Here is a 24,859-nt window from a genome sequence, read left to right as displayed (position 1 = left end):
CGGTGTGACTGATACACCGAGTCGTCCGCATCGCAGGCAAGCCAGCTCCCACATGGATTTGGGTACGCCTGAACATCGTCTTTGCATTTTTTTCACACGCCATCCGGATAATCGTCAGCCTTTAGCGCGCGGGCCCTGTGTTCCTGTGCTTTACCTAACGTGAACCCCCGGAAAAAGCGCCCAATGGCCGTGCCCCTGCCTACTATCACTCCCAAACCGCGATCCCGCTTTGCCCTGCGCTGGTACTCCTGGCTCCTGCTGGTCGGGGCGATTGTGTATGGCGTCGCCTGGGCCATGCACTGGGATGATCGTGGCGCGCTTTGGGTGCTGGAGCGTTTCGAGTCGCCGACCGAGCGCCAGGCCAGTGTCTGGCTGCCGGACTACCATGCCGTGATCGACGCCAAGTTGCTGCCGGGCATGGAGAAGGACGAAGCCTCGGACGTTGCCTACAACCCCCAAACCAAGACCCTGTTTTCCGTCATGGGCAAAAACCCGTTCCTGGTCGAGCTGAGCCTGCAAGGCGATGTGCTGCGCAAGATGCCGCTCAATGGCTGGAACAACCCGGAAGGCCTGACGGTACTGGAAAACGGCTTGATGGCCGTGGTCGATGAGCGCCAACACAGCCTGACCATCGTCAAGGTCGATGCCGCCACCACCCAGTTGAGCAAGGCTGACTTCCCCAGTTATGACCTGGGTCCATCCAAGGACCAGAACAAAGCGTTCGAAGCCATCACCTGGGACCCGCGCAACCAGCAGATCATCTTGGGTGAGGAGCGCCCTCCAGCGCTGTTCACCTGGAAAAGCGATGGCAGCCAGACCCTGAATGGCGACAAACAGAAGCTGGCCAGCACCGAGCTGGACATGCGCAACCTGTCGGCGCTGGCCATCGACCCACGTACCGGCCACTTGCTTGCATTGTCCGCCGATTCCCACCTGTTGCTGGAGCTGGATGAAAAGGGTGAACAGGTCAGCTTCATGACGTTGCTGGGCGGTTTCAACGGGCTGAAGAGCACCATTCCCCGGGCCGAAGGGGTGACCATGGACGAAAACGGAACGCTGTATGTGCTTAGCGAGCCGAATCTGTTCTATCGTTTCGAGAAGCAGCGATAACACCCCGATTACGTCGGATAAGTCTCTATAAACGGCAGTCGCCAGACATCAAGGTGCGTTTAAGTTTAAATTCAGAGAAGCGTGATATTTATTCGCCACTTTTGACTTTGAGCCCGCCCCGATGCGCCGATTCGCCCGCCCCAAACCGATATTCCTGATGCTCGCGCTGATCGCCCTGATCGGCGCCGGGGCTGTTGCGCAGCACTTTCGCCTGTTCGAGCGCGCCTGGTTCAACTGGCAAGTGTGGCGCAAACCAGCGGATGAGCGCTCGATCGGTCTGGCGGATTACCGGGTGGCGCTGGAAGCCCAGGTGATCGACGGGCTCGACGACGATGTCTCGGCACTGACCTTCGACCCGGTGCGCAAAAGCCTGTTTACCGTCACCAATAAAAACGCCGAACTGATCGAGCTGTCCCTTGAAGGCAAGATCCTGCGGCGCATTCCGCTGGTGGGTTTCGGTGATGCCGAGGCGGTGGAGTTCATCAGTGAGAACATTTATGTGATCAGCGATGAGCGTCAGCAGCGGCTGATCAAGGTGCACGTGGATGACGATACCCAGTTCCTCGATGCCGCCGACGCGGAACAGATGACCCTGGGCGTGCACGTCGGTGGCAACAAGGGGTTTGAAGGGCTGGCCTACGATTCGGTGGGCAAGCGCCTGTTTGTGGCGAAAGAGCGCGACCCGATGCTGATCTATGAAGTGCATGGTTTTCCCCATTACAAACCGGAAAAAACCTATTCGGTGCACGTGATCAATAACCCCAGGCGCGACGCCGGGCTGTTCGTGCGTGACCTCTCAAGCCTGCAATACGACGAGCGCAGCGGCCATTTACTGGCACTGTCCGATGAGTCGTTTCTGGTGCTGGAGCTCGATATCGACGGTCGCCCCTTGAGCAGTCTGTCTCTGCTCAAGGGGCGCCATGGCCTGACAAAGCGGGTGCCGCAGGCCGAGGGGATCGCCATGGATGACGACGGTACGCTGTACCTCGTCAGCGAGCCGAACCTGTTCTATGTCTTCAAGAAAACCATCCCTGAAGTACCGAAGTAACGCATCAGGCCTTGAGGGTTTTGACGCCTTCGGAAGTGCCCAGCAGCAGAACGTCGGCAGGGCGCGCCGCGAACAGGCCATTGGTGACCACGCCAACGATCGCATTGATCTGGGTCTCAAGGGCGACCGGATCGGTGATCTGCAGGTTGAACACATCGAGGATGATGTTGCCGTTGTCGGTCAGCACGCCTTCGCGATACACCGGGTCGCCGCCCAGTTTCACCAGTTCGCGGGCCACGTGGCTGCGAGCCATCGGGATCACTTCCACCGGCAGTGGGAAGGCGCCGAGCACCGGCACCAGCTTGCTGGCGTCGGCGATGCAGATGAAGGTCTTGGCCACGGCGGCGACGATCTTCTCGCGGGTCAGCGCTGCGCCGCCGCCCTTGATCAGGTTCAGGCGGGCGTCGCTTTCATCGGCGCCGTCGACGTAGAACTCCAGGTCGCTCACGGTATTGAGCTCGTACACTGGAATGCCATGGCCCTTGAGACGGGCAGCGGTGGCTTCGGAACTGGCCACTGCGCCATCGAACGCGCCTTTGTGCAGGGCCAGTGCATCGATAAAGCAGTTGGCGGTGGAGCCGGTGCCGACGCCGACGATGCTCTTGTCGTCGAGTTTGGGAAGGATTAAATCGACGGCGGCCTGGGCCACTGCCTGTTTGAGTTGATCCTGGGTCATGCGGGCTCCGGAACGGGCGGGGAGTTATCGAGGGCGGCGAGTATAACCCAACAAAACCTCGGGATTCGTGTGGTCGCCCGGCCAAAAGCCGGGTTAGACTCCTTGGCCCTGCCAAACCGTGAAAGTAGAAGCCCGCCGATGCTTGAACACTACGTCAAAAAGATCCTCACCTCGCGCGTCTATGACGTCGCCGTAGAAACCCCGCTGCAGAGCGCCCGTCAGCTCTCCGAGCGGCTGGGCAACCAGATCTGGCTCAAGCGTGAAGACTTGCAGCCGGTGTTCTCGTTCAAGATTCGCGGCGCCTACAACAAGCTCACCCAGTTGAGCGACGCCGAGCGTGCACGTGGCGTGGTGACGGCCTCGGCGGGCAACCATGCCCAGGGCCTGGCCCTGGCGGCCAAGGTGCTGGGGGTCAAGGCCACGATCGTGATGCCCAAAACCACCCCGGAGATCAAGGTCGAAGGCGTGCGCTCCCGTGGCGGCAAAGTAGTGCTGCACGGTGATTCGTTCCCGGAAGCCCTGGCCTATTCGTTGAAGCTGGTCGACGAAAAAGGCTACGTCTATATCCACCCCTACGATGATCCGCACACCATTGCCGGGCAGGGCACCGTGGCCATGGAAATCCTGCGCCAGCACCCGGGTCCGCTGGACGCGATCTTCGTACCGGTGGGCGGCGGCGGGCTGATCGCCGGTATTGCGGCGTACGTGAAATACCTGCGCCCGGAAATCAAGATCATCGGCGTCGAGCCGGACGACTCCAACTGCCTGCAAGCTGCGCTGGCCGCTGGCGAGCGCGTGGTGTTGCCGACCGTCGGGATCTTTGCCGATGGCGTGGCAGTGGCGCAGATCGGCCAGCACACCTTCGATATCTGCAAGGAATATGTCGACGAAGTGATCACCGTGAGCACCGATGAAATCTGTGCCGCGATCAAGGATATCTACGACGACACCCGGTCCATCACCGAGCCGGCAGGCGCGCTGGGTGTGGCCGGGATCAAGAAGTACGTGGAAACCCGTGGCGTCAGCGGGCAGACCCTGGTGGCCATCGATTCCGGCGCCAACGTCAACTTCGACCGTCTGCGCCATGTGGCCGAGCGCGCCGAGCTGGGTGAGGGTCGCGAAGCCATCATCGCCGTGACCATCCCCGAAAAGCCGGGCAGCTTCAAGGCGTTTTGCGAGGCCGTGGGCAAGCGCCAGATCACCGAATTCAACTACCGCTACCACTCCGGCAGCGAAGCGCACATCTTCGTTGGCGTGCAGACTCACCCGGAAAACGATCCGCGCAGCGCGCTGATCGCCAGTCTGACCGACCAGGGGTTCCCGGTGCTGGACTTGACCGAGAACGAGTTGGCCAAGTTGCACATCCGCCATATGGTCGGCGGGCATGCGGCGCAGGTCAGCGATGAAGTGGTATTCCGTTTCGAATTCCCCGAGCGTCCGGGCGCCCTGTTCAACTTTCTTAACAAATTGGGCGGGCGCTGGAACATCTCGATGTTCCACTATCGCAACCACGGCGCAGCCGACGGCCGTGTGGTCGCGGGTCTGCAAGTACCGGCGAGCGAACGTCACCTGGTGCCGGCGGCCCTCGAAGCCATTGGCTACCCGTATTGGGATGAAAGCGATAACCCGGCCTACAAACTGTTCCTCGGTTGAGCGACTACGCTGATTGGGGCGACCTTTAAGGAATAGGACACATGGAAACCCTGACCACCCTGAAAGTGATCCACATCGCGGCCACCGCGTTGCTGTTGCTCAGCGGCCTGGGCCTGGCGCTGCTGGCCTGGCGCAAGCGCAGCGCCGGCCCGGCGGTGACCGTGCAGCGCCCGTGGGCGTTCGTATGGTTGTTGATGGGCATTTGCGTGGTGAGCATGCCGTTCACCGGTTGGTGGCTGGTGCACCTGATCGGCTGGCCGCTGGGGCAGACCTGGATCCTGGGCTCCAGCATCCTTTACACCGTGGCGGCGCTGGCCTGGTTCTGGCTGGTGGCTCGCCTCAATCGCCTGCGCAAGGGCGAGGGTGGCAGTCTGAATTTCACCTTGGTGCTGGCGGTGGTCAGCCTGGTGGGCTTCGTGGCGATTGCCGGGTTGATGGGCGCCAAGCCGGTTTAAGGCTTAAGGCCGAGTCGCCTTCATCGCAGGCAAGCCAGCTCCCACCTTGGGATGCGTTCCCCTGTGGGAGCTGGCTTGCCTGCGATAGCGCACTCAACTGCGCAGCGAAATTACCGGCCAGCCACGTTTCTCGGCTTCGGCCCGCAGATTCGGGTCCGGATCCACCGCCACCGCATGGGTCACTTGCTCCAACAGCGGCAGGTCATTCATCGAATCGCTATAGAAATAGCTGTCTTCCAGGCTATGCCCGGTCTCTTCCAGCCAACGGTTCAGGCGTGTCACCTTGCCTTCGCGAAAGCACGGCACGTCGGTGCTGCGCCCGGTATAACGACCATTTTCCATCTCGCACTCGGTGGCGATCAGGGTTTCCACGCCCAGGCGCGCGGCAATCGGTGCAGTGACGAAACGGTTGGTGGCGGTGATGATCACCAGCTTGTCACCGGCGGCGCGGTGTTTGGCGAGCAATTCGGCGGCCTTGGGCAGCATCAGGGCGTCGATGCAGTCGCGCATGAAGTCGTTGTGCCACTCATCCAACTGGGCCATCTCGGTGCGGCCGAGGATTTCCAGGCTGAAGTTCAGGTAGGCGGCGTTGTCCAGCTTGCCTGCCAGGTAGTCCTGGTAGAACTCGTCGTTGCGAGCCTTGTAGGCCACCGGGTCGAGAATCCCCCGTTCACACAGGTAATCGCCCCACGCGTGATCGCTGTCACCGCCGAGAAGGGTGTTGTCCAAGTCGAATAAAGCCAGGCGCATTGCAGTTACTCGCTGAAAAGTCTGTAAAAAGGCGTCCAGAATACGGTCTTTTCACAAGAGTGCACATAAGGTAAGAAGCCTCGTTGCCGCTTGATCAACCTTTGTGGAACAATGCGGCGACATGCGTTTGCGAGGTTGTTGCCGTGATCGACCCCGATGGTTTCCGTCCTAATGTCGGGATTATTCTTACGAATGATGCCGGACAGGTGCTATGGGCTCGCCGAATCAACCAAGATGCCTGGCAGTTTCCCCAGGGTGGAATCAACCCCGACGAAACCCCTGAAGACGCCTTGTACCGTGAGTTGAACGAAGAAGTCGGCCTTGAGCGTGAAGATGTACAAATTCTGGCCTGTACCCGAGGTTGGTTGCGCTATCGTTTGCCGCAACGGCTGGTGCGTACCCACAGCCAACCGCTGTGCATCGGCCAAAAGCAGAAATGGTTTCTCCTGCGGCTGATCTCCAACGAGCAGCGGGTGCGGATGGACCTGACCGGTAAACCGGAATTCGATGGCTGGCGCTGGGTCAGCTATTGGTACCCGCTGGGCCAGGTGGTGACATTCAAGCGCGAGGTTTATCGTCGCGCTCTCAAAGAGCTTGCCCCGCGCCTTTTAGCGCGCGACTGACGACGGAGTTCGACCCCGAGCCATGCTCAATACGCTGCGCAAGATCGTCCAGGAAGTTAACTCCGCCAAGGATCTCAAGGCGGCGTTGGGGATTATTGTGTTGCGCGTCAAGGAAGCCATGGGCAGCCAGGTCTGCTCGGTTTACCTGCTGGACCCCGAGACCAACCGTTTTGTGCTGATGGCCACCGAGGGCTTGAACAAGCGCTCCATCGGCAAGGTCAGCATGGCGCCCAATGAAGGTCTGGTGGGCCTGGTGGGGACGCGTGAAGAACCCCTGAACCTTGAACACGCCGCCGATCACCCGCGTTATCGCTACTTTGCCGAAACCGGCGAAGAGCGTTACGCCTCGTTCCTCGGCGCGCCGATCATCCATCACCGTCGTGTCGTCGGTGTATTGGTCATCCAGCAAAAAGAACGCCGCCAGTTCGACGAAGGTGAAGAAGCCTTCCTCGTGACCATGAGCGCACAGCTCGCCGGCGTTATCGCCCACGCCGAAGCCACCGGCTCGATTCGCGGCCTGAATCGCCAGGGCAAGGGTATCCAGGAAGCCAAGTTCGTCGGTGTGCCGGGTTCGCCGGGTGCAGCGGTGGGTACCGCCGTGGTCATGTTGCCGCCGGCTGATCTGGACGTGGTGCCGGACAAGACCGTCGATGACATCGACGCTGAAATCAAACTGTTCAAGACCGCCCTGGAAGGGGTGCGCGCCGACATGCGCAACCTGTCGACCAAGCTGGCCACCCAGCTGCGCCCCGAAGAGCGTGCGTTGTTCGACGTGTACCAGATGATGCTCGACGACGCATCCCTGGGGAACGAAGTCAAAACCGTGATCAAGACCGGCCAGTGGGCTCAGGGCGCACTGCGCCAAGTGGTCACCGATCACGTCAATCGCTTTGAAATGATGGATGACGATTACCTGCGCGAGCGGGCCTCGGACGTGCGCGACCTCGGTCGCCGGCTGTTGGCCTACCTGCAGGAAGATCGAACCACCAACATGGTTTTCCCCGACAACACCATTCTGGTCAGTGAAGAACTGACCGCCACCCAGCTCGGTGAAGTGCCGGAAGGCAAGCTGGTGGGCCTGGTGTCGGTACTCGGTTCGGGTAACTCCCACGTCGCGATCCTGGCCCGGGCCATGGGCATTCCGACGGTGATGGGTCTGGTGGACCTGCCGTATGCCAAGGTCGACGGCATCGACATGATCGTCGACGGCCATCGCGGTGAAGTCTTCACCAACCCCAGCGATGTACTGCGCAAGCAATACGGCGAGGTGGTGGAAGAAGAGAAACAACTGGCGCAGGGCCTCGATTCGTTGCGCGAACTGCCGTGTGTGACCACCGATGGCCATCGTGTGCCGCTGCTGGTCAACACCGGTCTTCTGGCCGACGTGGCCCGTGCGCAACAGCGCGGCGCCGAGGGCGTGGGGCTGTACCGTACCGAAGTGCCGTTCATGATCAACCAGCGCTTCCCGAGCGAGAAGGAGCAGTTGGCGATCTATCGCGAGCAACTGCAAGCCTTCCACCCGTTGCCGGTGACCATGCGCAGCCTGGACATCGGCGGTGACAAGTCGTTGTCGTATTTCCCCATCAAGGAAGACAACCCGTTCCTGGGCTGGCGCGGCATTCGCGTGACCCTCGACCACCCGGAAATCTTCCTGGTGCAGACTCGCGCCATGCTCAAGGCCAGCGAAGGGCTGAACAACCTGCGCATCCTGCTGCCGATGATCTCCGGCACCCACGAGCTGGAAGAGGCCTTGCACCTGATCCACCGCGCCTGGGGCGAAGTGCGTGACGAAGGCGCCGACGTGCCGATGCCGCCGATTGGCGTGATGATCGAAATTCCGGCGGCGGTGTACCAGGCCAAGGAGCTGGCGCGGCAGGTGGACTTCCTGTCGGTGGGTTCCAACGACCTGACCCAGTACCTGCTGGCCGTGGATCGCAACAACCCACGGGTCGCCGACCTCTACGACTATCTGCACCCGGCGGTGCTGCAAGCCCTGCAACATGTGGTGCGCGAGGCCCATGCCGAAGGCAAGCCGGTGAGCATCTGCGGTGAAATGGCCGGCGATCCGGCGGCCGCGGTACTGTTGATGGCGATGGGCTTTGACAGCCTGTCGATGAACGCCACCAACTTGCCTAAAGTGAAATGGATGCTGCGCCAGGTCGGACTGGGCATGGCCAAGGAGTTGCTGGAAGAGTTGATGACTATCGACAATCCGCAAGTTATCCACAGCTCGCTGCAACTGGCGCTGAAAAACCTGGGGCTGACGCGGATGATCAACCCGGCCTCTGCCAAAACCCTCTAGACCGAGTCGCCTTCATCGCAGGCAAGCCAGCTCCCACAGGGGAATGAATTTCCAGTGTGGGGGCTGGCTTGCCTGCGATGAGGATGGTCCAGGCGCCTCAAATGTGGAGTTCTACTTCGCCGAGTCGTCCACCCTGCGGTCCGAAACTGCGCTCCACCATGCGCCGCGTCCCATCCGCATTCACAATCAACGCCGTGCTCGCCCTTGTCCCGTAACTCTGGCTGGCGATAAACACGCTCGACAGCAGGCTCTCCGTCGCCAACCCCACTCCGGTATCCGGCAGTTCTGCAAAGGGCGCCGTCTGCGGGTCACTCAATATCGCCAGCAACGCTTCCGGCTGCGGGTCATTCAACACATCGCTCAATGCTGCGCGAGCCTTGAGCAGCTTCGGCCAGGGCGTGTCCAGCCCGGCATTGGACAACCCATAAATGCCCGCCGCCAACCGCGTCGGTTCTGTGTGATGCGCGTTGTAGTGCCACAGCTCATCCCGCGTGCCCACCAGCAGGTTAAACCCGGCATATTCGATCGAACGACCGTTAACGTCCGCCAAATATTGCTCAACAGGCTGCGAACCGCTGAGAAAGCGCGCGACCAGTTCGCCCCGCGACTTGCGCGCCGGCGGCTGGTGCGGGTCGCGAATATTGGTCAGCGCTGCAAAGCGGCCCTCGGTATTGACCCCCAGCCAGGTGCCGCCGGCTTCCTGATCGCGCCCGGCGTATACCCCGGGCGCATCCTGCCACTGGGCCAGCGGCAGGCTGGGGCGAGCGTAGAATTCATCGCGGTTGGCCGCGACGATCAGCGGTTGGGCGTGGCCCGGCCGCCAGGCAAAGACAATCAGGCACATCAGGTGATTCCCGTTTGTGTTTTCGGCCACTCTACCCACACCGGTGCGCACGTTCCATCGTCTCCAGTTGGGTTGCATGCCTTCCATCCGTTAACATGCCGGTCTGTGTCTGGGGGCTCCCATGGAATTTGTGCTGTATTTGCTGCTGGGCGCCTGCGCGGGCGTGCTCGCCGGGCTGTTCGGCGTGGGCGGCGGGATCATCATCGTGCCGGTGCTGGTGTTCAGTTTCACCTTGCAAGGTTTCGACCCACAGGTCCTGACCCACCTGGCGGTCGGCACGTCCCTGGCGACGATCATTTTTACCTCGGTCAATGCCGTGCGTGAGCACCACCGACGCGGCGCGGTGCGTTGGCCGATCTTCGTGTGGATGACCGTGGGCATCCTGATCGGCGCCGGTTTTGGTGCGCTGACCGCCGAGGCGATTTCCGGCCCGCACCTGCAGAAGATCATTGGTGTGTTTGCGCTGCTGGTGGCCGTGCAACTGGCGCTGGAGGTCAAGCCCAAGGCCAGCCGGACCGTGCCGGGCAAGGCCGGGTTGACCCTGGCCGGCACGCTGATCGGCTGGGCCTCGGCGATTTTCGGGATTGGCGGCGGTTCGTTGACCGTGCCTTTCCTGACCTGGCGCAGCGTGCCGATGCAGCAGGCCGTGGCCACCTCATCGGCCTGTGGCCTGCCGATTGCGGTGGCCAGTGCATTAAGTTTCATGATTCTGGGCTGGCATGACCCGCTGTTGCCCGCTCATAGTCTAGGGTTCGTGTATTTGCCGGCCCTGGTGGGCATTGCCCTGACCAGCATGGTGTTCGCCCGTTTCGGCGCACGGCTGGCGCACCGGTTGTCACCGCGTTTGCTCAAGCGGCTGTTCGCCGGCCTGCTGTTCTGTGTTGGTTTGAATTTTCTGTTGTAACGAAGGCTTAATCGCGCCCGGGCATGGTCCGCTCGCCTAACGAATGATTTAACGAGGAGTCGCAATGCTGCCTTACCCGCAGATCGACCCGGTGGCCCTGGCCATCGGTCCGCTGAAAATCCACTGGTACGGGTTGATGTACCTGATCGGCATCGGCGGTGCCTGGCTGCTGGCTTCCCGGCGCCTGAACCGCTTCGATCCGACCTGGACCAAGGAGAAGCTCTCCGACATGGTGTTCTGGTTGTCGATGGGGGTGATTGTCGGCGGGCGCCTGGGGTATGTGCTGTTCTACGATCTGTCCGCGTATATCGCCAACCCGACGCTGATCTTCGAAGTGTGGAAAGGCGGCATGGCGTTCCACGGTGGTTTCATCGGCGTGATGATCGCCGCATGGTGGTTCGGGCGGCGCAATGGCAAGTCGTTCTTTCAACTGATGGACTTCGTCGCGCCGATGGTGCCGATCGGCTTGGGCGCCGGGCGCATCGGCAACTTCATCAACGCCGAGCTGTGGGGCAAACCGACCGACGTGCCGTGGGCCATGGTGTTCCCGCCGTTCAGCGACCCGGCGCAATTGCCGCGCCACCCGTCGCAGCTTTACCAATTCGCATTGGAAGGCGTGGCGCTGTTCCTTATCCTCTACATCTTCTCGCGCAAGCCACGCCCGACCATGGCCGTGTCCGGCATGTTCGCGCTGTTCTATGGCATCTTCCGTTTCATCGTCGAGTTCGTCCGCGTGCCGGATGCACAGCTGGGCTACCTGGCGTTCGGTTGGGTGACCATGGGTCAGATCCTCAGCCTGCCGATGATCCTGGGCGGCCTGGGCCTGCTGTGGTGGGCGTACAATCGCCCGCAGCCCTTGAAGAACGCCGCGCTTTAAATTCGAATGCCGGGGCTCTTCCTTGCAGGGATGAGCCTCCTTGGCTTCAACGATACGGGTACCCAAATGAAGCAATATCTCGAACTGCTGAACGACGTCGTGACCAATGGATTGACCAAGGGCGATCGCACCGGCACCGGCACCAAGGCCGTGTTCGCCCGTCAGTTTCGGCATAACCTGGCCGACGGCTTCCCGCTGCTGACCACCAAGAAGCTTCACTTCAAAAGTATCGCCAATGAACTGATCTGGATGTTGAGTGGCAACACCAATATCCAGTGGCTCAATGAAAATGGCGTGCGCATCTGGGATGAATGGGCCACCGAAGAAGGTGACCTGGGCCCGGTGTACGGCGAGCAGTGGACCGCCTGGCCGACCAAGGACGGCGGCAAGATCAACCAGATCGACTACATGGTCGAGACGTTGAAGACCAACCCCAACAGCCGGCGGATCCTGTTCCACGGCTGGAACGTCGAATACCTGCCGGACGAGACCAAGAGCCCCCAGCAGAACGCGCTCGACGGCAAGCAAGCGCTGCCGCCATGCCATTTGCTGTACCAGGCATTCGTGCATGACCGGCACCTGTCGATGCAGCTGTATATCCGCAGCTCCGACGTCTTCCTAGGCCTGCCGTACAACACCGCGGCGCTGGCCCTGTTGACCCACATGCTGGCGCAGCAGTGCGACCTGATCCCCCACGAGATCATCGTCACCACTGGCGACACCCACGCGTACAGCAACCACATGGAACAGATCCAGACCCAGCTGGCGCGCACGCCGAAGAAACTGCCGGAACTGGTGATCAAGCGCAAACCCGCGTCGATCTACGACTACAGGTTCGAAGACTTCGAAATCGTCGGTTACGACGCCGACCCCAGCATCAAGGCCGACGTCGCCATCTGACCGCTAGACGCAGGTGTAGCCCGCATCCGCATTGATGATCGAGCCTGTCAGCAGGCTCGAAGCATCGGAGGCGAGGAACTGCACCAGCGACGCCACTTCATGGGGTTGCCCCATGCGCCCGGCGGGGGTCATGTCCAGCCAGCGCTGAATCAACCCCGGCTGGCTTTCCAGCCCATGCAGCAACGGCGTTTCGATATACGTCGGCGCCACCGCATTGACCCGCACCCCACGGGTGGCCCACTCCACCGCCAAAGACTTGGTCAGTTGATGCACCCCGGCTTTGGACGCGTTGTAGTGACATTGCGGCTGCGGCACATTCACCACCTGCCCTGACATCGACCCGATATTGATCACCGACCCGCGCCCGGCTTCCAGCATGCGCCGACCAAAACCCCGGCAAGTACGAAACACACCGGTCAGGTTGACGGTGATCACCTTGTCCCATTCCTCGTCAGTCATCTCCTCGGCTGGAGTGTTGGTGACGATGCCGGCGTTGCATACCAGAATGTCCAGCGGCGGCAGCGACGTGGCCAATGCTTTGATCGCGGCGCTGTTCGTTACATCCAACGCTTCCGCGCGCGCGACATAACCTTTCTCGACCAACTTCTGTGCAGTCGCCAAGGCTCGGGCATGCAAGATATCGGTGCAAATCACCTCAGCCCCGGTCGCCGCCAAAGCCTCGGCAATCGCCGCCCCAATACCCTGACCAGCCCCCGTCACCAGCGCCAGCTTGCCGTTCAGCGCCTGTTTTTCCGAATAATTCATCCCGCATCCCTCACACAAATGAAAAGCCAGCCACACACGCTTTTGATCCTGCTTTTGATCCTGCTTTTGATCTTGATCCTGGGCGCCCCATCAACCACGCTGGCCGGAAGTCGATATTGATTTGGGGGGTAAACCGGCAGGGATGCCGGTTTAGCCGCCCCGCGCCATGGATGGCGCGTGGCGGCGGCCCTCCAAATCAATGTCGGATTGCGGGCACACCGAGCCTAAGCGAGGTGCCCAGTGGTGGGGCAAGAGCCTTTTGGTTACTTTTGGGCTGTTCAAAAGTGACCCGCTGTAAGAGCGGAACCATAAGCTGCCGTTACCTAAATAATGGATATATACACCGACAAACCGCCATCGCAGGCAAGCCAGCTCCCACATTTCGAATGCGGTGAGCCAGACAAACCAGCTCCCACATTTCGAATGCGGCGAGCCAGACAAACCAGCTCCCACATTTCGAATGCGATGAGCCAGACAAACCAGCTCCCACATTTCAATCACGGTGAGCCAGGCAAATCCCGAACGCCCTCATCAAGTCAGCGCACAACGCAACGCTTCACCACGCAAGCCGCGCAACGCTTCCTCACTGGCCAGCCGCTGCAACGCATCCACCGACGCATCGGAAAAAAACGCCGCATGGGGCGACACCAACAAATGCGGCGCACTGCGCAACGGCGAATCCCCCGGCAATGGCTCCTTCTCAAACACATCGAGTCCCGCGCCCGACAACTGCCCGTTGACCAACGCCTGGGCCAGCGCCGTTTCATCGATCAACCCGCCACGGGAACAGTTGATGAGGATCGCGCCCCTGGGCATCTTCGCGATGGCGTCCGCGTTGATCACGTGGCGCGTCTCGGGCGTCAGCGGTACATGCAGCGACAGCACATTGGCACAGGCAATCACCTCGGCCTGCGACATCGGCTCGATCCCCGACTCCCGCGCCTGCTGGTTGGTGACATACGGGTCATAACCCACCAGCGTGCAGCCGAACGCCGACATGCGCGCAGCAAACGCGCGGGCAATGCGCCCCAGGCCGATCAGGCCCACGGTGGTGTCACGCAGGGAGCGCACGCCGTCGACCATCTGCGCGATCTTCCACTCGCCGTTGCGAATGCCGCTACCGTAGTGATCGAGCTTGCGCGCCAGGGCCAGGGTCATCGCGGCGGCGTGATCGGCCACCTCTTCGACGCCATAGTCCGGCACGTTGCACACCCGAATTCCCAGCGCTTTGGCGGCGGCCAGGTCGACGTTGTCCACACCGACGCCGTAACGCACCACCACCGCTCCCGGCGCCATGGCGGCCATCACGCGGTGGGTCATGGGCGCGAAATTATTGAGCACCGCATGGGCGCCACGCACGGCGTCCAGGGTTTCGTCTTCGCTGCGGCACTGATGTTCAGAGAATTGCGCGCCGACCAATGCGGCGGCTGCCTGTTCATGGCGTGTGTTGCCGAACGCCTGGTCGGTCACGACGAACTTCTGGCTCATAGCAGCCCCCGTTTTGCCAGGTTGCGCATCAGCGCGCGGGTACCGTAGGTCCAGGGCGCGGCTTCGTCGGAGTACACGACGGTGTTGCGCAGGGTGCCCAGCAGCGGCGTGGAGATTTCCACCAGGTCGCCGGCCTTGTGGGTAAAGCCCGAGCCCTTTTTCTCGCGGTCCTGGGTCGGCGCGAACATGGTGCCGAGGAACAGCATGAACCCGTCCGGGTATTGGTGCGAAGCGTTGCGCGTCTGCTTGACCAGCTCAGCCGGTTTGCGGCTGATCTCGGCCATGTTCGAACCGCCGGACATCTCAAAACCGTCGAGGCCGCTGACGGACAGGGTCAGGGTCGCGTTCTCAATGTCGGCAAGGGTGAAGTGTTCATCGAACAGGCGAATGAACGGGCCGATGGAGCATGACGCATTGTTGTCCTTGGCCTTGCCCAGCAGCAGCGCGGAGCGGCCTTCCACATCGCGCAGGTTCACGTCGTTGCCGAGGGTGGCGCCGCGAATATTGCCGTGGCCGTCCACCGCCAGCACCACTTCGGGTTCCGGGTTGTTCCATTCGGAGATGCGATTGATGCCCACCTGCGCGCCGTAACCGACCGCAGCCATGGGCTGGGATTTGGTGAATACCTCGGCATCCGGGCCGATGCCCACTTCCAGGTATTGCGACCACAGGCCCTCGGCAATCAGCGCGGCCTTGATCTCGGCAGCCTTGGCCGAACCGGCCTGCACATTGGACAGGCTGTCGCCGATCAGAGAACCGATCAACGCGCGCAGTTCATTGGCGCGGCCAGGATCGCCGGCGGTGCGTTCGTCGATCACGCGCTCGACCATGCTTCTGGCAAAGGTCACGCCGCAGGCTTTCAGCGCCTGGAAGTCGCACGGCGCCAGCAGGCAAGGGCGGTCCGAGTGATAGCCCATCTCGGAGGGTTCAAGGATCAGGTCGGCCAGGTCGCCCACCCGTTCACCGGTCAGGGTGTCGAAGCGCTCGGCGGGGTTGTTGTCGAGAAAGTCGGCCATGGAGACCACGGACGGGGTCACGTCGATCAGCACGTTTTCCCGCAGGATCACCACGCTGGGACCCTTGCCGGGAAGCCAGACCCGGCCGACCAATTTGGCGTGCTTGAGTGAGATGGGCAGCATGAGGGTGGTCCTTTATTGTTTGATATCTAGTAATGCTACTTTTCGATTTTGAGCACGGTCAAGCGATCTCGCATGAAAGAAATCGTACTTTTCGCGATAAAAAGCGCTTTTTTAGACTAATTTGCTGAAAAATAAGGCGAAAAATAAGTGTTTCAACCGTCTGTGGACGTTTTTGGTGCAAAGCGTCTCAGCATGAAATTTCGCCAGGCTATTGCAAAAAGCTAGCAATACTATATTTTCGAATTAAGCGAGTGGTTCAACCGCCAAGACAGGTGACGGAGCAGTTCAATGCATAACAATAATTTGCCCTCCGATTTGATTGCCGCGCTGGAAGGCGCCTTGTTTATCAACGGTCAGTTTCGTCAGGGTGCCGGTGCACGGTTGCCGGTGGAGAACCCGGCGACGGGTGAAGTCCTGGGGCATATCGCCGCCGCCACCCCCGCAGAAATCAACGAAGCGGTGGCTGCCGCGCGCCGTGCGTTTCTGGTCTGGTCCCGTGAATTGCCCAAGACCCGCGCCACCGCCTTGCACCGCCTGGGCGATTTGATCGCCGCCGATGCGCAGAACATGGCGCACGTGATGACCGCCGAGCAGGGCAAGCCGGTCAATGAAGCGCGCGGCGAAGTACTCAAGCTCGCCGAGGCGTGCCACTTCTATGCCGAAGAAGCCACCCGCGTGCACGGCGAAATCGTGCCCAACGACCAGCCGGGTTTCCAGAGCCTGGTGGTGCGCGAACCGGTTGGCGTAGTGGCCGCGATCACGCCCTGGAACTATCCGGCGGAACTGGTGGGTTGGAAGCTCTGCGCGAGCCTGGCGTCCGGTTGCACCATCGTGATCAAACCCGCTGAACTAACCCCTTACACCGCCCTGGCCATCGCGCAGAAATGCCTGGAAGCCGGGATTCCTGCCGGGGTGGTCAACGTACTGACCGGCAAGGGTTCCCAGGTTGGCCAAGCGTTGGTGGAGCACCCCGATGTCAGCAAGGTTGCCTTCACCGGCTCCAGCGCCGTGGGCTTACATATCCAGCGCAGTTGCCCGCAGGTCAAGCGCCTGTCCCTGGAACTGGGCGGCAACTGCCCGATGGTGGTGACCGCCAGCGCCGACGTGGCGGCAGCCGTCAAAGGCGCCACACGGCGCAGCTTTCGCAATTGCGGGCAGATCTGCATCGCGATCAACCGCATCTATGTGCACCGCTCGATCTACGACGAGTTCGTTACTCAACTGGGCGCCGCCGCCGACGCACTGACCGTGCGCAACGGCCTGGAAAACCCTGGCGCCGACCTGGGCGCGATGGCTTCCGCCGAGCCGCTGAATAAAACCCGTGACCACCTGGAAGATGCACTGGCCAAAGGCGCACGCCTGGTGGCCGGCGGCAAGGCGCCGCAAGGTGAGGAATTTGCCCGTGGGCATTTCTTCCGGCCCACGGTGGTCGCCGATTGCACCCACCAGATGCTCGTGATGAGCGAAGAAACCTTCGGCCCGCTGGTCGGGGTCGCGCCTTTCGATACCCTGGCCGAAGCCGTACAACTGGCCAACGACACGCCCTACGGCCTGGCCTCGTACGTGTATGCCCGCGACCTGGTGGATATCCACACCCTGTCGGCGCAGCTCGACTACGGCAACGTCGCCATCAACAACGTCGACGCCGGCATCATGAATGCGCCCTACGGTGGCCGCAAACAGAGTGGCGTGGGTTACGAACACGGGCGCGAAGGGTTGCTGGAGTACTTCAACTTCAAGCATGTGCGCTTGCACCATGGCGTCGGGAATTGAGCCATGCAGGCCCTTATTGGTATCGACATCGGCACCTCCGGGTGCAAGGCGTTGCTGCTCGACGTGCAAGGCGCGGTGATTGCCGCCGACACGGCGACCTATCCGCTGTCCCAACCCCGGCCCGGCTGGACCGAGCAAGACCCTGAGCTGTGGATCGAAGGCGCGCGCCGTGCGATCGCCGGTGTACTGGCCAAGGCGCCGGGCGTGGAGTTGCTCGCCGTGGGCCTGTCCGGGCAGATGCACGGGCTGGTGCCGCTGGACGCCGCGCATAACGTGCTGCGCCCGGCGATCCTGTGGAACGACCAGCGCAACGCCGCCGAGTGCGAGTGGGCCACCCAGGCCGCCGGTGGCCTCGACGGTCTGCTGGCCGCCACCGACAACCGCCTGCTGGTGGGCTACACCGGCGGCAAGATCCTGTGGATGCAACGCCATGAACCGGCGCTGTTCGCCCGCCTGGCCACGGTACTCAACCCCAAGGATTACCTGCGCCTGCGCCTGACCGGCGAAGTCGCCAGCGAAGTCTCCGACGCGTCGGGCACCGGCCTGTTCAATGTGCGTTCGCGGCAATGGGCGACCGGGCTGATCGAGACCCTGGGCATTGACTCGGCGGTGTTGCCGCCGGTGTTCGAATCCCAGGTGATTTCCGGTCGCGTCAGCGCAAGCGGTGCCCATCTGTTCGGCTTGCCCCAAGGCACGCCGGTGGCGGGCGGCGGTGGGGATTCGGTGATCCAGACCATCGGCTCCGGCGTGATCGCGCCGGGCGAATTACAGACCACCATCGGCACCGCCGGCATCCTCGCCGCCGCGCTGGACACGCCCCGGGACAACCCCGACGGTCGCCTGCAAGTGTTCTGCAACGTGGCGGCGGACAAATGGCATTGCATGGGCGTGTCGCTGAATGCCGGCGGTTCGATGAATTGGTTCCGCGACGCCCTGTGCGCGGGCGTGTCCTTCGACCAGATCGTCGCCGAAGCCGCCGACAGCCCGCCCGGTGCCCATGGGCTGTTGTTTCTGCCGTACCTCAACGGCGAGCGCTGCCCCTACCCGGACCCGGTCCTGCGTGCGGCCTTTATCGGCCTGACCGGTCGCCATCAACGTGGCGACATGGCCCGCGCGGTCATGGAGGGCTCGGTGTATGCCCTGGCCGACATGTACGCCTTGATGCGCCCGATGGGCATCACCGGCCAGGTGATCAAGGCGTCCGGTGGCGGTGCCCGTTCAGCGCTGTGGCGGCAATTGCAGGCGGATATTTTTGGCTGTGAGGTGGTGACCACCGAAGGCGCGGCCGAGGGGGCCGCGTTCGGTGCGGCGCTGGTGGCCGGGTTGGCGGTGAATGTCTGGACTGACGCGGCCAGCGCGGCGGCCAGTTGCCGAGCCATCACCCGCCAGGCGCCCGATGGCGCCACCGCTGAGGTGCACGCCCAGGCCCATCGCATTTATCGCTCTTTGTATCCGACGCTCCGGGACACCTTTGTCGAGCTCGGTGCCCCTCTTTTCGATTAGGAGTCTTTTCATGGCCGTCTACAACGCGCTGATTTTCGATCTCGACGGGACGCTCATCGACAGCGCTTCCGATATCGCGAAGGCCCTGAATGTCGGCTTCACGCTGAACGGCTGGCCCGAACTCGACCCGGATCATGTGGAGACCTTCCTTGGCAACGGGCCTCGGCGCCTGATCGTCGACATCCTCGAAGACCTCGGCATCGCCTATGACGAAGCCCAGGTGCAGCAGGCGTTCGAAGGTTATTTGCGCGCCTACATGGATGACCCGGCCGGGCGCACGCGGTTTTATCCCCATGTGCGCGAAGACCTGGTGGCGCTGCGCGAGGCCGGCATTCGCCTGGGCATCTGCACCAACAAAAACCACGCGGTCACCGGCAAGGTGCTGGCGCAATTGGGGTTGGCGGACTTGTTCGATGCGGCCATCGGCGCCGACGCGGTGCCGGCCTGCAAGCCCGATCCCGGTCACTTGCTCGCGGTCGCCGAGGCCATGGCGCTGGCGGATGACACCTGGGCTTATGTGGGCGACACCCGCGTCGACCAGCAAACCGCACGCGCCGCCGGCGTGGCGTTTTTTGTGGTGCCGTGGGGCGGTGGCCCGCTGGTGGAGATTTCCCCGGAGCAGCGCTTGAACCGTTTGGCTGATCTGTTACAACGCAGCCCACCAATCGCCAAGGAGCGGATATGAGCGACAGTTTGCTGCAACGCATTATTGATGAAAGCAAGAACATGCACCGCGCCGAGCGCCGGGTGGCGAATTTCGTCTCCACCTCGCCTTCGAAAGTGCTGCAAATGAGCATGGCGAAACTCTCGGAAACCTGTTCGGTGAGCGATCCGACGGTGATGCGTTTTTGCCGGCGCTTCGGCTTCGAGAGTTACCAGGAATTGAAACTGCACCTGGTGCAGAGCCTGGTGCCGTCGGCGCCGTTTGCCTACGAGCAGATCATCCCCGATGACAGCATCGACAACATTGTGCGCAAGACCTGCCGCAATTCGTTGAATGCGATCCAGCGTTTGGAAGAAGACCTCAAGCCCGAAACCGTCGCCGAAGCCGCGCGGCTGTTGCAGGCCGCCAGTTGGGTGGGCATCTACGCCACCGGCATTTCGGTGGTCAACGCGCTGGACGCCGAACACAAGTTCCAGCGCCTGGGCATGCGTTGCCAGGCCCTGCTCGGTGGCAAGCGCCAGGAGATGCACGCCGAAGGCGCGCGCAGCGGTGAAGTGGCGCTGATCTTCTCGCAGTCGGGCCACACCCGGCAGATGGTCGACATGGCGATTGCCGCGCGCAAGGCCGGGGCCAAAGTGGTGTCCATCGCCGCCGATGACAGCCCGCTGGCCAAGGTCTCCGACGTGCTGATCGCGGTAAAGCCCTACGAACACACCGAGCTGATGACGCCGCTGGCGTCACGGCTCAACCACCATCTGGTCACCAACATGCTGGTGGCGGCGATTGCCATCGCCAGCGGCAGTCAGTTCCCCGATCAACTGACCGCCCTCGATTCCTGGCGTACCGACAAAATTTAACCCCGATCCGTGGAGCAGGTAATGAGTAATCAACAGAACGAAGCCAAGAAGGTCGCCGCCCGCCGGGTGATCGAGGAGTTCGTGCGCGATGGCATGAAGCTGGGCCTGGGCTCCGGCACCACCTCGCATTTCTTCGTACGTGAGTTGGGCAAGCACGTGGCCAACGGCTTGAAACTGACCTGCACCACCACCTCGCGTTCCACCAACGATGTGGCGCGGGAAGTCGGCATCGAGATCACCGACCCCAACGAGATCGGGGAAATCGACCTGACCGTCGACGGCCCGGACGAGATCGACCACCACTTCAACATGATCAAGGGCGGTGGCGCTTGCCTGTTGTGGGAAAAGATCGTCGCCCACGCCTCCAAACGCATGATCTGCGTGACCGACGAAACCAAGATCGTCGACAGCCTTGGCGCCTTCCCGCTGCCGGTGGAAGTGGTGCAGTTCGGCTGGAAGCAGACCGAGCGCCAGGTGCGCCGCGTGCTGGGCGAACACGGCATCAACGACGTGCAGATCATCCGCCGCGAACGCAACGGCGAGACCGTGGTGACCGACAGCGGCAACTTCATTCTCGATTGCCATTGCGGCCCGGTTATCACCAACCCGGCGCCGTTGGAAATCGAACTCAACCGGATCCCCGGCGTGGTGGAAAACGGTCTGTTCACCCGCGAAGCGGCGGGCATGGTGGTGGGCTGTTTCGATGGGAGTTCCTACGTACGGATGCGCTGACGGCATCCGGGTTTCAAGCAAGGCTGGGTGCGTGAAAGAAGGCGAAAGGCGTATTAAACCTACAATAATAAGTCGGAGATACTTCCATGAAAAAAGTCGATCTATCCAACGTAAGCCGCCGTAGTGTGCTGGCGGGCGGTGTTGTCCTGGGACTGGGCGCGATGCTCGGGCGCAGCGCGTTTGCCGCGACACCCTTGTCCATTGCCTACTCCAACAAGAGTCTGGACTACTACTTCTTCGTGATTCAGGAAGAGTCGGTCAAGCGCGCTGTGCAGGCCCTGGCCGGCAAGTTCCAGGCGACCAACGCCAGCTTCGACACCACCACCCAGCTGGGCCAATGGCAAAGCCTGATGCTGTCCCAGCCGTCGGCGATCATCTCCGACCCCATCGACAGCCAGGCCATCGTTTCGGCCATCAAGCGCTATAACCAGCGCAAGATCCCGGTAGGCATCATCGACACCCCGGCGGACGGCGGCGACGTGGCGATCACCGTGAGCTTCGACAACTTCAAGGGCGGCGTGATGGCCGCTGAAGAAATCGTCAAACGCCTGGTGGCCAAATACGGCAGCCCCAAAGGCACCGTGCTCAACTGCTTCGGTGCCTTGGCCTCGGTGGCCTGGCGCCTGCGCAAAGAGGGCATGGACTCGGTGTTCGCCAAATACCCCGAGATCAAATACCTTGCGCGCCCCACCGAAGGCCAGCTGGACAAAATGCAGTCGGTCACCCTGTCGACCCTCTCGGAATTCCCTGACCTGGACGCCGTGCACGCGCCGTCGGACTCGCCTTCACGGGGCATCGCCGCCGCGCTGAAGCAGAAAGACCGCTGGAAGAAAGTCGGCGAGAAAGGCCACGTGATCTTTATCAACATCGACGGCGAGCCGGTGGCGCTGGACTGGATCAAGGAAGGCTACATGGACGGCTGCGTGTCCCAGGACCCGGTCGCCTACGGCCAGATCGCCGTGGAAATGATCACCAAACACGCCCTCAAGGGCGAAGCCGTGCCGCTGGGCACCTACCAGAACAAGGATTACTTCTGGGAAACCGGCGAGATCGTGCAGGGCAAGACCGGCCCGGCGCTGATCATTCCGGCGTTCATGATCACCCCCGAAAACGCCGACGACAAACGCCACTGGGGCTACGTCGCGGAGAAGGTGTGGGGTGTGCCCTCGAAGTGATGGTCCGTCGCGCAGCGTGACAGGCTGGCGCGATGTTTATCCGACTAGGTGATGGTGAGAACAATAAAATGACCTTACACCCAACGCCCGACGACACGATCCTGAGCATCGAGAACGTCGCCAAAAGCTACGGCCCGGTCCGCGCCCTGCGCGGTGTGTCCACGCAGATCCGCCGCGGCTCCATTCACGGGCTGCTGGGGGAAAACGGTGCGGGCAAATCCACGCTGGTGGGGATCATCTCCGGCCAGGTCATCCCGACCTCCGGGCAGATCCTGATGAACGGGCAACCGCTCAAGCAGGTGGACGTCAAGGCGATGGAGCAGGCCGGGGTGTTCCTGGTAACCCAGGAGCCGATGATCATCGGCAACCTGACCGCCGCCGAGAACCTGATGCTGGGTATCTGGCCGACTCGCAACGGCTTCGTCGACTGGAAGCAGTTGAACGCCGACGCGGCACGCATGCTCGACGGTTCCGGCATCGACCCCACGGCCCTGGCCGGGCAGTTGGACGCCGTGGCGCGGCGCAAGCTGAACATCCTGCGGGCGATGTTTTCCGGGGGCAAGGTCATCATTCTGGACGAGCCGACGGCTTCGCTGACCGTGGTGGATCGCCGGCAGTTGTTCGACTTCATGCTGCGCCTGAAAGGCGAGGGCGTGACCTTCATTTTCATCTCCCACTACAACGACGAGATCCTCGAAATCTGCGACGCCGTCACGGTGTTGCGCGACGGCAGCCTGGCAGGCACGCGCTCGGATATCACCGGGCTGACTTCCGAACAACTCACCGAACTGGTGATCGGCCATGGCGTGGAGCTGTTCCAGCGCGAGCGCCGCGATCACAGCGGCAAGGCGCCGGCGATTTCCCTGCGCGGTGTGCGCGGCAAGTGGCTGGCGCTGGACAGCCTGGATATCGCGCCGGGTGAGGTGGTGGGTTTTACCGGCCTGCCGGGCGCCGGGGCGAAAGAGATGGCGCGGGCGATCTTCGGCCTGCACCCGGCGTTGGGCACCCTGTCCATCGGCGGCGAAGGCATGCGGCCCTTGCCGCGCTCGCCCAATGCGGCGTTTGAGGCCGGTATTGCGTACCTCTCCGACGACCGGCGCAAGGACGGCGCGGTGGGGCAAATGTCGATCGGCAGCAATATCGCCATGTCATCCCTGGGCGTGCGTACCCGGTTGGGTTTTATCGACAGCGAGGCCGAAGCCTCGGTGATCGACCACTATTTTGCGGCCATGGGCGTCAAGTCGCCCAACCCGGATTACGCGGTGAACACTCTCAGCGGCGGCAATCAGCAAAAAGTCTGCCTGGGCCGGGTGCTGGCCACCCAGCCGCGCCTGTTGATGGTGGACGAGCCGACCCGGGGCATCGACATGGGCGTCAAGCAGGACGTCTTGCGCATCATCGACGAACTCAGCGATGCCGGCGTGGCCGTGATCATCGTGTCCAGCGACACCGATGAGTTGGTGCGCGCGGTGGACCGGGTGTGCATTTTCGACCAGGGCGCGATCAAGGAAACATTGACGGGGGCGGACATCTCCGTCGAGCGCATCCGCGCATCGGTACAAGGATCCAGCAGTTGAATAAGAAAAAGAGTGGAGACACGGGTATGAGTACGTTAGTGAAGCCCGGTAACGGGGCGTCGCCTGCCGCGAGCAGAATCAACGGCCCGGCAGTGCTGGGTTGGGTGCTGCACAACGTGGTGTGGATCTGGTTGATCGCACTGGTGGCGCTGTTCGGCACCTTCAACGAGTTTTTCTTCACCCTGTTCAACCTGCAGAACGTGATGGTGCAGGCCACGGTGCTGGGCACCCTGGGGTTGGCGGTGGCGTTGCCGCTGCTGGTGGCGGAGATCGACCTGTCGATTCCAGCCAATGCCGGGTTCTCGTCGGCGGTCGGCGTGCTGGCCTATTCCGACTGGGGCCTGCCTTGGTACCTGGCGGTGATCATCGGCTTGCTGGTGGGCACTTTGATCGGCTTCTTCAACGGGCTGTGCATCACGCGTCTGAAGATGGTGTCGCTGATCGAAACCCTGGCGATGATGATCATCCTGCAAGGCGCGCTGTTGGCGCTGACCCAGGGCACCACGCTGACCAACATGTCTGACGGCTACATCTGGATCGGCCAGGTGACGCTGGGCGGTTGGCCACTGATGCCGGTGGTGTTCCTGATCGCCCTGGTGGTGATGGGCGTGGTGCTGCGGCGCACGGTGCTGGGGCGTTCGATCTACGCGGTGGGCGGCAACCCGATTGCGTCGAACTCGGCGGGTATTCGCGTGGACCGGGTGAAGATCATCACCTACACCATTTCCGGTTTTCTCGCGGCGCTGGCCGGTTTTCTGCTGGCCTCCTGGCAGATGGCGATCACCTCGAGCCAGGGTTCCAGTTACCTGCTGTACGCGATTGCCGCGCCGATCATCGGTGGCGTCAGCGTGTTTGGCGGACGCGGCAACGTGAAAGGCGTGCTGGGCGGTGTCCTGTTGCTGACCGTGATTCAGGTCGGCCTGGCAATCGTGAATGTGCCGTCGTTTTATGTCGGCATGATCGGCGGCGTGATGATCTTCATCGCGGTGGCCATCGACGCCATCCGCGTGCGTTATTTCGGTTAATCCACTTCAACTTCGGGAA

23 protein-coding genes are annotated in these 24,859 nt (G+C 62.0%); 17 read left to right on the top strand and 6 right to left on the bottom strand.

The features are described 5' to 3' along the window. Window positions 1-183 precede the first annotated feature (183 nt). The gene (locus ACW9IN_RS25625; protein WP_457368462.1) at window positions 184-1,110 is read left to right on the top strand and encodes an SdiA-regulated domain-containing protein; all 927 of its coding nucleotides are present in this window, start codon (window positions 184-186) and stop codon (window positions 1,108-1,110) included. Between the two features lie 121 nt (window positions 1,111-1,231). After that, window positions 1,232-2,158, top strand: coding sequence for an SdiA-regulated domain-containing protein (locus ACW9IN_RS25620; RefSeq protein ID WP_457368461.1), 927 nt, complete (start codon window positions 1,232-1,234; stop codon window positions 2,156-2,158). Window positions 2,159-2,162: 4 nt separating this feature from the next. Here the strand turns inward: ACW9IN_RS25620 and rpiA (ACW9IN_RS25615) are convergent, their stop codons facing one another. Next, a complete protein-coding gene (rpiA, locus tag ACW9IN_RS25615) occupies window positions 2,163-2,834 on the bottom strand; it encodes a ribose-5-phosphate isomerase RpiA (protein WP_457368460.1) in 672 nt (223 codons plus the stop codon). A 108-nt stretch (window positions 2,835-2,942) separates the two neighbouring features. Between rpiA (ACW9IN_RS25615) and ilvA the strand changes: the two genes are divergently transcribed. Both ilvA and ACW9IN_RS25605 read left to right on the top strand, forming a co-directional pair. Continuing rightward, window positions 2,943-4,487: a threonine ammonia-lyase, biosynthetic gene (gene ilvA / locus ACW9IN_RS25610; RefSeq protein WP_457368463.1), complete on the top strand. Its 1,545-nt coding sequence runs from the start codon at window positions 2,943-2,945 to the stop codon at window positions 4,485-4,487. A gap of 41 nt (window positions 4,488-4,528) precedes the next feature. Further along, window positions 4,529-4,942, top strand: a complete 414-nt coding sequence (locus ACW9IN_RS25605) for a DUF2269 family protein (protein ID WP_457368459.1) — start codon at window positions 4,529-4,531, stop codon at window positions 4,940-4,942. Window positions 4,943-5,035: 93 nt separating this feature from the next. On the opposite strand, the gene ACW9IN_RS25600 is transcribed toward ACW9IN_RS25605, so the two are convergent. Further along, complete coding sequence (locus tag ACW9IN_RS25600) at window positions 5,036-5,692, bottom strand: histidinol-phosphatase (protein ID WP_457368458.1); 657 nt, start codon at window positions 5,690-5,692, stop codon at window positions 5,036-5,038. A gap of 143 nt (window positions 5,693-5,835) precedes the next feature. Between ACW9IN_RS25600 and ACW9IN_RS25595 the strand changes: the two genes are divergently transcribed. Then, on the top strand, window positions 5,836-6,315 hold the full coding sequence (locus tag ACW9IN_RS25595; RefSeq protein ID WP_003176750.1) for an RNA pyrophosphohydrolase: 480 nt from the start codon (window positions 5,836-5,838) through the stop codon (window positions 6,313-6,315). A gap of 22 nt (window positions 6,316-6,337) precedes the next feature. Beyond that, the gene (gene ptsP / locus ACW9IN_RS25590; RefSeq protein WP_457368457.1) at window positions 6,338-8,617 is read left to right on the top strand and encodes a phosphoenolpyruvate--protein phosphotransferase; all 2,280 of its coding nucleotides are present in this window, start codon (window positions 6,338-6,340) and stop codon (window positions 8,615-8,617) included. 97 nt (window positions 8,618-8,714) lie between these two features. Here ptsP and ACW9IN_RS25585 read toward each other — a convergent pair whose 3' ends face one another. After that, the gene (locus tag ACW9IN_RS25585; protein WP_457368456.1) at window positions 8,715-9,461 is read right to left on the bottom strand and encodes an NRDE family protein; all 747 of its coding nucleotides are present in this window, start codon (window positions 9,459-9,461) and stop codon (window positions 8,715-8,717) included. 121 nt (window positions 9,462-9,582) lie between these two features. Here ACW9IN_RS25585 and ACW9IN_RS25580 point away from each other — a divergent pair, with 121 nt between their 5' ends. The 3 genes from ACW9IN_RS25580 to ACW9IN_RS25570 all read left to right on the top strand — a co-directional run bounded on the left by ACW9IN_RS25580 (window position 9,583) and on the right by ACW9IN_RS25570 (window position 12,142). Then, a complete protein-coding gene (locus tag ACW9IN_RS25580; protein WP_457368455.1) occupies window positions 9,583-10,365 on the top strand; it encodes a sulfite exporter TauE/SafE family protein in 783 nt (260 codons plus the stop codon). Between the two features lie 64 nt (window positions 10,366-10,429). Continuing rightward, the gene (gene lgt / locus ACW9IN_RS25575; RefSeq protein WP_457368454.1) at window positions 10,430-11,242 is read left to right on the top strand and encodes a prolipoprotein diacylglyceryl transferase; all 813 of its coding nucleotides are present in this window, start codon (window positions 10,430-10,432) and stop codon (window positions 11,240-11,242) included. Between the two features lie 66 nt (window positions 11,243-11,308). Then, window positions 11,309-12,142 carry a thymidylate synthase gene (locus ACW9IN_RS25570; protein WP_457368453.1) on the top strand — a complete coding sequence of 278 codons (834 nt, stop codon included), beginning with the start codon at window positions 11,309-11,311 and terminating at the stop codon, window positions 12,140-12,142. 3 nt (window positions 12,143-12,145) lie between these two features. On the opposite strand, the gene ACW9IN_RS25565 is transcribed toward ACW9IN_RS25570, so the two are convergent. The 3 genes from ACW9IN_RS25565 to ACW9IN_RS25555 form a co-directional block, all read right to left on the bottom strand. Further along, window positions 12,146-12,907, bottom strand: a complete 762-nt coding sequence (locus ACW9IN_RS25565) for an SDR family NAD(P)-dependent oxidoreductase (protein WP_457368452.1) — start codon at window positions 12,905-12,907, stop codon at window positions 12,146-12,148. A 531-nt stretch (window positions 12,908-13,438) separates the two neighbouring features. Then, on the bottom strand, window positions 13,439-14,395 hold the full coding sequence (locus ACW9IN_RS25560; RefSeq protein WP_457368451.1) for a C-terminal binding protein: 957 nt from the start codon (window positions 14,393-14,395) through the stop codon (window positions 13,439-13,441). Next, complete coding sequence (locus ACW9IN_RS25555) at window positions 14,392-15,534, bottom strand: fumarylacetoacetate hydrolase family protein (protein WP_457368450.1); 1,143 nt, start codon at window positions 15,532-15,534, stop codon at window positions 14,392-14,394. Before ACW9IN_RS25555 ends, ACW9IN_RS25560 begins: the two co-directional genes overlap by 4 nt. A 288-nt stretch (window positions 15,535-15,822) precedes the next feature. Between ACW9IN_RS25555 and ACW9IN_RS25550 the strand changes: the two genes are divergently transcribed. The 8 genes from ACW9IN_RS25550 (at window position 15,823) to ACW9IN_RS25515 (ending at window position 24,840) form a co-directional block, all read left to right on the top strand. Beyond that, a complete protein-coding gene (locus ACW9IN_RS25550) occupies window positions 15,823-17,307 on the top strand; it encodes an aldehyde dehydrogenase family protein (protein ID WP_457368449.1) in 1,485 nt (494 codons plus the stop codon). Between the two features lie 3 nt (window positions 17,308-17,310). Next, a complete protein-coding gene (xylB, locus tag ACW9IN_RS25545; RefSeq protein ID WP_457368448.1) occupies window positions 17,311-18,810 on the top strand; it encodes a xylulokinase in 1,500 nt (499 codons plus the stop codon). A 10-nt stretch (window positions 18,811-18,820) separates the two neighbouring features. Next, window positions 18,821-19,495 carry an HAD-IA family hydrolase gene (locus ACW9IN_RS25540; protein WP_457368447.1) on the top strand — a complete coding sequence of 225 codons (675 nt, stop codon included), beginning with the start codon at window positions 18,821-18,823 and terminating at the stop codon, window positions 19,493-19,495. Further along, a complete protein-coding gene (locus tag ACW9IN_RS25535; protein ID WP_457368446.1) occupies window positions 19,492-20,331 on the top strand; it encodes a MurR/RpiR family transcriptional regulator in 840 nt (279 codons plus the stop codon). Before ACW9IN_RS25540 ends, ACW9IN_RS25535 begins: the two co-directional genes overlap by 4 nt. A 21-nt stretch (window positions 20,332-20,352) precedes the next feature. After that, window positions 20,353-21,063 carry a ribose 5-phosphate isomerase A gene (gene rpiA, locus ACW9IN_RS25530; protein WP_457368445.1) on the top strand — a complete coding sequence of 237 codons (711 nt, stop codon included), beginning with the start codon at window positions 20,353-20,355 and terminating at the stop codon, window positions 21,061-21,063. 86 nt (window positions 21,064-21,149) lie between these two features. Beyond that, entirely contained in the window at window positions 21,150-22,238 is a 1,089-nt protein-coding gene (locus tag ACW9IN_RS25525; protein ID WP_457368444.1) for a sugar ABC transporter substrate-binding protein, read from the top strand. A 68-nt stretch (window positions 22,239-22,306) separates the two neighbouring features. Next, complete coding sequence (locus tag ACW9IN_RS25520) at window positions 22,307-23,815, top strand: sugar ABC transporter ATP-binding protein (protein ID WP_457368443.1); 1,509 nt, start codon at window positions 22,307-22,309, stop codon at window positions 23,813-23,815. 26 nt (window positions 23,816-23,841) lie between these two features. After that, entirely contained in the window at window positions 23,842-24,840 is a 999-nt protein-coding gene (locus ACW9IN_RS25515) for an ABC transporter permease (protein WP_457368442.1), read from the top strand. Window positions 24,841-24,859: the final 19 nt, after the last annotated feature.

Source organism: Pseudomonas sp. SDO5271_S396 (assembly GCF_054071795.1).
This window is presented reverse-complemented; position numbering and strand designations above follow the sequence as displayed.

Coding starts and splice junctions, on each gene's coding strand:
- ACW9IN_RS25625 (WP_457368462.1), top strand. CDS start 184: ATGGCCGTGCCCCTGCCTACTATCACTCCCAAACCGCGATCCCGCTTT.
- ACW9IN_RS25620 (WP_457368461.1), top strand. CDS start 1,232: ATGCGCCGATTCGCCCGCCCCAAACCGATATTCCTGATGCTCGCGCTG.
- rpiA (WP_457368460.1), bottom strand. CDS start 2,834: ATGACCCAGGATCAACTCAAACAGGCAGTGGCCCAGGCCGCCGTCGAT.
- ACW9IN_RS25605 (WP_457368459.1), top strand. CDS start 4,529: ATGGAAACCCTGACCACCCTGAAAGTGATCCACATCGCGGCCACCGCG.
- ACW9IN_RS25600 (WP_457368458.1), bottom strand. CDS start 5,692: ATGCGCCTGGCTTTATTCGACTTGGACAACACCCTTCTCGGCGGTGAC.
- ptsP (WP_457368457.1), top strand. CDS start 6,338: ATGCTCAATACGCTGCGCAAGATCGTCCAGGAAGTTAACTCCGCCAAG.
- ACW9IN_RS25585 (WP_457368456.1), bottom strand. CDS start 9,461: ATGTGCCTGATTGTCTTTGCCTGGCGGCCGGGCCACGCCCAACCGCTG.
- ACW9IN_RS25580 (WP_457368455.1), top strand. CDS start 9,583: ATGGAATTTGTGCTGTATTTGCTGCTGGGCGCCTGCGCGGGCGTGCTC.
- lgt (WP_457368454.1), top strand. CDS start 10,430: ATGCTGCCTTACCCGCAGATCGACCCGGTGGCCCTGGCCATCGGTCCG.
- ACW9IN_RS25570 (WP_457368453.1), top strand. CDS start 11,309: ATGAAGCAATATCTCGAACTGCTGAACGACGTCGTGACCAATGGATTG.
- ACW9IN_RS25565 (WP_457368452.1), bottom strand. CDS start 12,907: ATGAATTATTCGGAAAAACAGGCGCTGAACGGCAAGCTGGCGCTGGTG.
- ACW9IN_RS25560 (WP_457368451.1), bottom strand. CDS start 14,395: ATGAGCCAGAAGTTCGTCGTGACCGACCAGGCGTTCGGCAACACACGC.
- ACW9IN_RS25555 (WP_457368450.1), bottom strand. CDS start 15,534: ATGCTGCCCATCTCACTCAAGCACGCCAAATTGGTCGGCCGGGTCTGG.
- ACW9IN_RS25550 (WP_457368449.1), top strand. CDS start 15,823: ATGCATAACAATAATTTGCCCTCCGATTTGATTGCCGCGCTGGAAGGC.
- xylB (WP_457368448.1), top strand. CDS start 17,311: ATGCAGGCCCTTATTGGTATCGACATCGGCACCTCCGGGTGCAAGGCG.
- ACW9IN_RS25540 (WP_457368447.1), top strand. CDS start 18,821: ATGGCCGTCTACAACGCGCTGATTTTCGATCTCGACGGGACGCTCATC.
- ACW9IN_RS25535 (WP_457368446.1), top strand. CDS start 19,492: ATGAGCGACAGTTTGCTGCAACGCATTATTGATGAAAGCAAGAACATG.
- rpiA (WP_457368445.1), top strand. CDS start 20,353: ATGAGTAATCAACAGAACGAAGCCAAGAAGGTCGCCGCCCGCCGGGTG.
- ACW9IN_RS25525 (WP_457368444.1), top strand. CDS start 21,150: ATGAAAAAAGTCGATCTATCCAACGTAAGCCGCCGTAGTGTGCTGGCG.
- ACW9IN_RS25520 (WP_457368443.1), top strand. CDS start 22,307: ATGACCTTACACCCAACGCCCGACGACACGATCCTGAGCATCGAGAAC.
- ACW9IN_RS25515 (WP_457368442.1), top strand. CDS start 23,842: ATGAGTACGTTAGTGAAGCCCGGTAACGGGGCGTCGCCTGCCGCGAGC.